Source organism: Brochothrix sp. (assembly GCF_017549435.1).
Lineage (GTDB): Bacteria > Bacillota > Bacilli > Lactobacillales > Listeriaceae > Brochothrix > Brochothrix thermosphacta.
In genome coordinates this window covers 1-8193 of the sequence record NZ_JAFYUW010000002.1, presented here as the reverse complement: position 1 = coordinate 8193, position 8193 = coordinate 1, and the positions used below count along the sequence as shown (strand labels likewise).

The following is an 8193-nucleotide window of genomic DNA, read 5'->3' as shown; positions in this document are numbered from 1 at the left end:
CAGAAATAAGTTGTGTTGCGATAGCGATGATCGGTTTTTTACTTAGTAAGGCAAGTCCTTCATCATAACGATCGTAGCCAATATGTGAAGGTAGCCAAGTGAAGTAATAATCACACGCTAACGTTGCTAAATGATTGATAACTTCTAGTGCAAAATTATCGTTTTTGAGTGGTATTGTTGAGCAGTTATAATAACGCGATGGTAACGTGGTAACCGTATCAGCTGCTATCGATTGGTTTACTTCTTGCAAAGCAATGACATCCACATCGTTATGACTAATGAAGTTCGCTAACGTAACAGCCTGTGGGCAATCATAATCGCCCATCAAGCTATGCGTATTTAATGTTAGAAATTTCATCTTATAAACCGAGCGTATCGTTGATATCAGATTTTAAAACATCAGCTTTTGGCCCATAAATGGCTTGAATACCGTTATCTTTTTTAACAAGACCCAAAGCACCTAATTTTTTCCAATCGGGTTCTTCGCCAACTAGAGAAGCGTCTTTAACTGTGACACGTAAACGAGTCATACAAGCATCAACATCAACGATATTCGTTGGACCACCAAGACAGTCGATGATACCTTGGACTTGTTTATCCTTAGAAGGAACGTTGTTAGGATTATTTGTAGCATCATCGTTTTCATTTTCAGGCATATCATCAATATAGTTACCTAAACGACCTGGTGTTGCAAATTTGAAACGACCAATTAAGAAGTAAGAGATAAAGTAAGCAATTCCGAAGAACACGATACAAGAAATAACATAGTTGATGATATCTAATCCTAAACCAGCTTTAAGTGAGAGCGGCAAACGTGTTAATAGTTCAAGGTTACCAAATGAGTGAACTCTTAAAGAGATTAAATCTGCTAGACCAAAACTTAAACCTTGAATTAAGGCATAAACAACATAAAGTAATGGCGCACAGAACATGAACATAAATTCAAGTGGTTCGGTTACACCTGTTAAGAAAACAGCAATTGCAGCTGAAAGGAATACTGATTTGTATTTTTTACGTTTGTCAGCATCAACACGACGGTACATAGCTAGAGCTATACCCATTAATGTTCCGGTTGCTCCAATCATTTGCCCAACTTTAAAACGAGCGGGTGTAATGGTATCAACAAGGTTGTTATATGAGGCACTGTCACCAATGCTGCTGAAGTGAGATAAGTCACTCGCCCAAGCTAACCACAATGGGTCTTGCCCGAAGACTTGTTGTCCGGCATTAGCCCCCGACATAATCGTATAAGTACCACCCAACGGTGTATAGTTAATCGGAATCGTCAACATATGATGTAAACCAAATGGTAACAAGAGTCGTTCAAGCGTCCCGTAGATGAACGGTGCGACAAAAGGAGCAGAGGCAGAAGAGGTTGCAATCCAGATTCCGAATTTATTGATTCCGGTTTGGATGACAGGCCATACAAGCGCCATTAAAAGTGCAATAATGATTGACCACAAGATAACTACGAAAGGAACAAAACGTTTCCCGTTAAAGAAAGCAAGCGCGTCAGGTAACTTACGATAGTTGTAATATTTATTGTAGAGATTTCCACCAAGGAAACCAGCAATAATACCGACGAATACACCCATATTTAGTGCAGGTGCACCTAATATTGAAGTGAAGTAACCTTCAACCAATATTTTAGTGCCGAATAAAGTAGTTGTTGTAGCACCTTCAGTTGTTAACATTTCGGTATTAACACCGAAGATGGCACCGGTAATTGTATTAATAAGAATAAAAGCGATTAATGCAGCAAAAGCACCACCAGCTTTTTCTTTGGCCCATGAGCCCCCGATGGCAACCGCGAAGAGAATAGCGAGGTTAGTAATAATTCCCCAACCGATTTGTTCGGTGACACCACCGACACGTGTAAAGAATGCAATATCAAACATGGCGAATATTTTCCCGATACTGATCATTAAACCAGCAGCAGGCATAACAGCCACAACTACAAGTAATGTTTTACCAAATTTTTGCCAGAATTCAAATGATAATAGTTGTTTCATTTTTGTATTTCCTCCTAAATTTCGTTTTTATGCAAACGCTTGCCTAAAGTATAGATGGAATCGCTTGCAACTGTCAAGCGATTTTTAAAATAGTGTTTGAAACAGAGATGATTTGATGAATATAACGTCTAGGGATTGACAATGCAAACGGTTGCGTAGTATCATGTAATTGAGCAAATGAAAACGGTTTATTTGTAACGTTCGAAGTTGTAGAAAATGTGTTGCTACATAATATCTGTCGTTCCAGTCTTACTATTTATAAAACAGCAAGAAACAGACGTTTTTCACTACGATAAGTGTAGCACTATCAGCTTGAAAAGGTTGCGATAAATCATTTTATAAGGAGGAAATAAAAGTGCAAAATAATAAATTTGAATTAGATGGTTGGAAATTAACAACTCATGAATTGGATAAAGAGAACAAACGTTTCCAAGAAAGTCTAACAAGTATTGGGAATGGTTACATGGGAATGCGAGGTATGTTTGAAGAATCGTATTCGGGTGATAAACATGAAGGCATATACTTGGCAGGTGTGTGGTACCCAGATAAAACGCGTGTGGGTTGGTGGAAAAATGGTTACCCAGAATATTTTGGTAAAGTAATCAACACAGTTAATTTCATGAAACTTGCTTTCTATATCGATGGTGCAGAAGTGGATCTTTACACGGATACTATCTCTGATTTCACTCATGAATTAGATATGTATAATGGTTTATTAACGCGTTCTTTCATTATTACTAAAGGAACAAAACGCGTGAAATTTACAGTGCAACGCTTTGTAAGCCTTGCAACAAAAGAATTATGTGCCATTTCAGTACAATTTGAGAACTTAGGTGCAGCAGCAACGATTAAAGTCGCATCAGCAATTGATGCAAATGTTACCAATGAAGATGCGAACTACGATGAAAAATTCTGGCAAGTTGTTGAAAAAGAGGTAGTAGCAACAGATGGTTTGTTAGTTGCGCGTACAATTGAAAATAACTTTGATATCCCACAATTTACAGTTGGTTTTAAAATGACGCATGAACAAACTGGCTTCGCGGTCCAAGCAGCAGTGGAAACAGAGCAAGAAATTGTGACCAACTATGAGGCAACAATTGAAACAGGTGAAAAAGTAGTTTTAGAAAAACGCATTTTAGTTGTAACGTCACGTGATTTTGAAACAGTTGAAAGCATTAAAGAGCAACTTAATAGTTTAACGCAAACGCTTGCTTCATCAACTTATGATGAAATAAAAACAGCACACCAAACATTATGGCACCGTCGTTGGGACCTAGCAGATGTTGAAATTGGTGGGGACGTTTCGGCACAACAAGGTATTCGTTTCAATATCTTCCAATTATTCTCAACTTATTACGGTGAAGACGCACGTCTTAACATTGGACCTAAAGGATTTACAGGTGAGAAATACGGTGGTGCGACATATTGGGATACAGAAGCTTTTGCCATTCCGTTTTATCTATCATTAGCAGCACCAGAAGTGACAGAAAACTTATTAGATTATCGTCACCAACAATTGCCACAAGCACAACATAACGCGAGACAACAAGGTTTAGCAGGTGCTTTATACCCAATGGTAACTTTTACAGGTGTCGAATGTCACAACGAATGGGAAATTACATTTGAAGAGATTCACCGTAACGGATCGATGGTGTATGCGATATACAACCATGCAAACTATACGGGGGATGAAAGTTACTTGTTAACAAAAGGAATTGATGTCATCACTGAAATTTCACGTTTCTGGGCAGACCGTGTTCACTTCTCAAAACGACAAGGACAATACATGATGCACGGTGTAACAGGACCTAATGAGTATGAAAATAACGTGAATAATAACTGGTACACCAACTATATGGCACAATGGACGTTGCGTTATGCGCTTGAAACGTTGCCTAAACTATCAGCTGAAAAACGTGAATCATTACAAATTACTGCTGAAGAAACGGCGAAATGGTCAGATATTGTTGAAAAAATGTACCTGCCACATGATGAACAAGAAGATGTTTTCTTACAACATGATACATTCATGGATAAGGATTTAACGCCTGTAGCAGAATTAGACCCAGCATCTTTACCATTGAACCAAAACTGGTCATGGGATCACATTTTACGTTCGCCTTACATCAAACAAGCGGATGTGCTACAAGGGGTGTATTATTTCCCTGAAAACTTTACACTTGAAGAGAAAAAACGCAACTTTGATTTTTATGAGCCTTTAACAGTGCATGAATCAAGCTTATCACCAAGTGTACACGCTATTTTAGCTGCGGAGATTCGTTACGAAGAAAAAGCAGTTGAAATGTATGAACGAACAGCACGTCTGGACTTAGACAATTATAATAATGATACAGAAGATGGTTTACATATTACATCAATGACAGGTAGCTGGCTTGCAATTGTACAAGGATTTGCTGGAATGCGCGTATCAGATCACGAATTATCGTTTAAACCGTTTTTACCAGAAAAATGGGAAAATTACCGTTTCCACATTAACTTCCGCGGTAGATTATTGTTAATCACAGTCACAACAGCTGGAACAGATGTGAAATTAATTAAAGGTGAGCCATTAACTATCACAGTTGATGAAAAACCACGCGTATTAAAGGTAGAGGAGGCAGCAAAATGAAGGCAGTAATTTTTGATTTAGATGGCGTTATTGCAGATACTGCACGTTTTCATTTTATCGCTTGGCAACAATTAGCAGCCGATTTAGGCATTGTTATTGATGAAGCGTTTAATGAAGAATTGAAAGGGATCAGTCGCTCGGAATCACTCGAGCGCATTCTCATTCATGGTAACCAAAGTGATCGATATAGCGAAGGTGAACTTGCTGTTTTTGCTAACAAAAAAAATGAAGTTTACCTTGAGCTCATTTCTTCATTATCTGAAAAAGATATTTTACCAGGTATTACAGCCTTTTTAGACGAACTAGCAACAGCTGAAATCCGTATCGCACTTGCATCTGCAAGTCGTAATGGGCCTTTTATCCTTGATAAGTTAGGTTTGAGTGATCGTTTTGAAACAATCGTTGATCCATCAGGTCTTAAAGCGGGCAAACCAGCGCCAGATATTTATTTAGCAGCTGCAGCACAATTAGGCTTGAAGGCTGGTGACTGTGTTGGTGTGGAAGATGCGTTGGCAGGTGTACAAGCAATTAATGCAGCAAATATGGTATCAATCGCTGTGGGAGATGCTCAGGAATTAGCTGAAGCAGATCACATCTTTAGTAGCACAGCTTTGCTAGATCTTGAAACAATTCAAGGTGTTTGGGAAGCGGCACATCATGCCTAAGATTGAACGTTCCATTTTTGGTACGATTAAAAATACTACGGTGGAACGCTTTCAGCTCGAAAATGATCAAGGCATGTCTATCAGTGTAATGACTTATGGTGCAACACTATTGGAAGTTGTTGTGCCAGATAAAACAGGACGATTTGAGAACGTCGTATTAGGATGTGCGACATTAGCAGAATACAGCGCACATTCCCCTTATTTTGGTGCAACAATCGGTCGCGTCGGCGGCCGTATTCGCCAAGGGAAATGGTTAAACACGCAATTGACGCAAAACGAAGGAGAACAACACATACATGGTGGCGTTAACGCTGTTAGTCACCGTGTATGGGAGGTTCTTAAAAGTGATGTCGAAAATTTATCAGTCACGTTAGGAATTGTAAGTCCAGCGGGAGATAACGGTTACCCTGGTAATTTGGAAATGACTGTGACGTATCAATTGTATGCGGACAATCATTTTGAGATAATAACTACAGGGATAACAGATGAAGCAACATTATTTAATCCCACGAATCATAGCTATTTCAATTTAAGTGGTGATTTAAAAGAAACAATCAGTGAACATCAGCTTGAAATCGGAGCATCGCAAGTCGCGTTAATGGATGACAGTAAATGTCCGACCGGTGTGTTAGCACCTGTAGCCAATACAGCTTTCGATTTTCAAGCGGGCCAAACTTTGAAAGCGTTCACAAAAAAAGAGCCTCAAGGATTAGATACACCTTTTCCGCTGAATGAAGGTTCTGATTTTGCAGTACGTCTGACTGATAACGTCAGTGGACGCAGAATGGTAATAGAAACAGATGCCAATGCCATCGTTGTTTTCTCGACAACAGGAATGAACGAACCGTATTTAGTTAATGGTACCCGTCCGATGGTATCTGAACTAGGTATAGCCCTGGAGCCGCAACAGTTACCAGATGCGATACATCATGACCACTTTGGTGATATTGTATTGCCAGAAGGTAGACACAAAAGTTATCGCAGCAGTTACAGATTCGATACAATCAAACAAAACTAAAGGAGTGAATGAAGATGGAATGGTGGAAAGATGCAGTCATTTATCAGATATACCCTCGTAGTTTCAAAGATAGTACAGGTAATGGTTTTGGAGACCTCAGGGGAGTGATTGAAAAGCTAGATTACTTAGAATCACTCGGTGTGGATGGGTTATGGTTAAGCCCAATTTTTGAATCACCCCAAAAAGATAACGGTTATGACATCAGTGATTATCGTAAGATAGATCCACGTTTTGGAACTAATGAAGACATGTATGAATTGATTGAGAAAGCCCATGCAAAAGGAATGAAAATTATCATGGACCTTGTGGCGAACCACTCGTCTGATCAACATCGTTGGTTCCAAGAAAGTAAGAAATCAAAAGATAATCCCTATCGTGATTATTATATATGGAAAGATGCACAAGCTGATGGGTCACCTCCGAACAATTGGGGCTCTATCTTTTCAGGTGGCGCATGGGAATGGGATGAAACAACAGAACAATACTACTTACATTATTTCTTAAAAGAACAACCAGACTTAAACTGGGAAAATCCAAAGTTACGCGAAGAAATTTATGATTTGATGCGTTTTTGGATGGCTAAAGGTGTAGATGGTTGGCGTATGGACGTAATTGGAGCTATCTCTAAGGATCAGTCATTCCCAGCATATGACAGTGATGAACAATATGTCGTCGGCGAGTATCATTCAAACGGGCCACGATTACACGAATTTATTCAAGAGATGAACCGTGAAGTTTTAGCGCCATTTAATGCAATGACAGTTGGCGAAGGAAATGGCTCAGATATTGAATCAGCAAAATTGTTCACCGATCCAGAACGTAACGAATTAAACATGATTTTTACGTTTACACATATGGGCGTAGATGAACGTCCGACAGCACAACTTGGTAAATGGGGGATGAAACCGTTTGATTTAGTTGAGTTAAAAGCTGATTTGGCATTATGGCAAACAGCCTTAAATGAACGTTTTTGGAACACACTCTATTTCGAAAACCACGATCAAGCGCGTGTGGTGTCAAGATGGGGCAATGATACAACCTATCATCATCAAAGTGCAACAGCTTTCGCAACCGTCTTACATGGGCTCAAAGGAACGCCATTTGTATATCAAGGTGAAGAAATCGGTATGGTAAACAGTTCGTTCCCAATTGAAGATTATGATGATGTTGAAATTCATAACGCTTATAAAGACCTTGTACAAGAACGTCAATTATTATCTGAAGCTGATTTTATGGCAGCGGTTGAAACAAAAGGACGTGATAATGCACGAACTCCAATGCAATGGGATGCAACTGCGAATGCTGGTTTTACAACAGGCACCCCTTGGTTGAAGGTGAACCCTCGTTTCGAAGAGATCAATGTTGAAAAAGCTGTTGCAGATAAAGGTTCTATTTTCCATTATTATCAAAAGTTAATAGCGTTACGACACAATGAAGAACTTTTTAGAACAGGTGAATTTGAGCTGACTAATAGCGAAGACCCACGCTTATTCACCTACACAAGAACCTTAGGTGATGAACAATTAATTATTGTTGCCAACATGAGCGCTGAAAACTATCAGCCACTGCCGTTATTGTCGACTGAAAAAGCGACATGGGAGTTGTTGATTAGTAACTATGCTGATACGCCAGCGATTGATGTGATAAGCGTCTTACGTCCTTATGAAGCGGCTATCTATAAAGTGAAATAAGATAAACTTAACAGAACGACAGCTAGTTTTAAAACATAGATTGTACAACGTATAAAAATAAATAATTTCACGAGAATAACAGTTTGACCTTTGTGTCCGTCTGTTGTTCTCTTTTTTAGGTTACAGTTGTGTTTTATATTGTAATAATTGGAATGACAATATTTTTTTGAAAAACGCT

6 protein-coding genes are annotated in these 8193 nt (G+C 39.0%); 4 read left to right on the top strand and 2 right to left on the bottom strand.

The annotated features are described in order from the left end of the window. Together IKV95_RS00060 and IKV95_RS00055 are read right to left on the bottom strand one after the other, a co-directional pair. Nucleotides 1–358, bottom strand: a 358-nt coding sequence (locus tag IKV95_RS00060) for an endonuclease/exonuclease/phosphatase family protein (protein ID WP_287451271.1), incomplete at its 3' end; no start/stop codon positions are given. Nucleotide 359: 1 nt separating this feature from the next. Beyond that, complete coding sequence (locus tag IKV95_RS00055) at nt 360–2012, bottom strand: PTS transporter subunit IIBC (RefSeq protein ID WP_069120289.1); 1653 nt, start codon at nt 2010–2012, stop codon at nt 360–362. Between the two features lie 355 nt (nt 2013–2367). Here IKV95_RS00055 and IKV95_RS00050 point away from each other — a divergent pair, with 355 nt between their 5' ends. Genes IKV95_RS00050 through IKV95_RS00035 form a run of 4 tightly spaced genes read left to right on the top strand, consistent with a single transcriptional unit; the run spans nt 2368 to nt 8015 of the window. Next, the gene (locus IKV95_RS00050) at nt 2368–4641 is read left to right on the top strand and encodes a glycoside hydrolase family 65 protein (RefSeq protein WP_036027592.1); all 2274 of its coding nucleotides are present in this window, start codon (nt 2368–2370) and stop codon (nt 4639–4641) included. Next, complete coding sequence (gene pgmB / locus IKV95_RS00045) at nt 4638–5306, top strand: beta-phosphoglucomutase (RefSeq protein WP_069135901.1); 669 nt, start codon at nt 4638–4640, stop codon at nt 5304–5306. The genes IKV95_RS00050 and pgmB overlap by 4 nt, the downstream gene beginning before the upstream one ends. Next, on the top strand, nt 5299–6324 hold the full coding sequence (locus IKV95_RS00040) for an aldose epimerase family protein (RefSeq protein WP_287451270.1): 1026 nt from the start codon (nt 5299–5301) through the stop codon (nt 6322–6324). Before pgmB ends, IKV95_RS00040 begins: the two co-directional genes overlap by 8 nt. 8 nt (nt 6325–6332) lie before the next feature. Beyond that, on the top strand, nt 6333–8015 hold the full coding sequence (locus tag IKV95_RS00035; protein WP_483296352.1) for a glycoside hydrolase family 13 protein: 1683 nt from the start codon (nt 6333–6335) through the stop codon (nt 8013–8015). Nucleotides 8016–8193: the final 178 nt, after the last annotated feature.

Bases quoted from the DNA above. Each gene is read 5' to 3' on its own strand.
- IKV95_RS00055 (WP_069120289.1), bottom strand. From the start codon at position 2,012: ATGAAACAACTATTATCATTTGAATTCTGGCAAAAATTTGGTAAAACA.
- pgmB (WP_069135901.1), top strand. From the start codon at position 4,638: ATGAAGGCAGTAATTTTTGATTTAGATGGCGTTATTGCAGATACTGCA.
- IKV95_RS00040 (WP_287451270.1), top strand. From the start codon at position 5,299: ATGCCTAAGATTGAACGTTCCATTTTTGGTACGATTAAAAATACTACG.
- IKV95_RS00035 (WP_483296352.1), top strand. From the start codon at position 6,333: ATGAAGATGGAATGGTGGAAAGATGCAGTCATTTATCAGATATACCCT.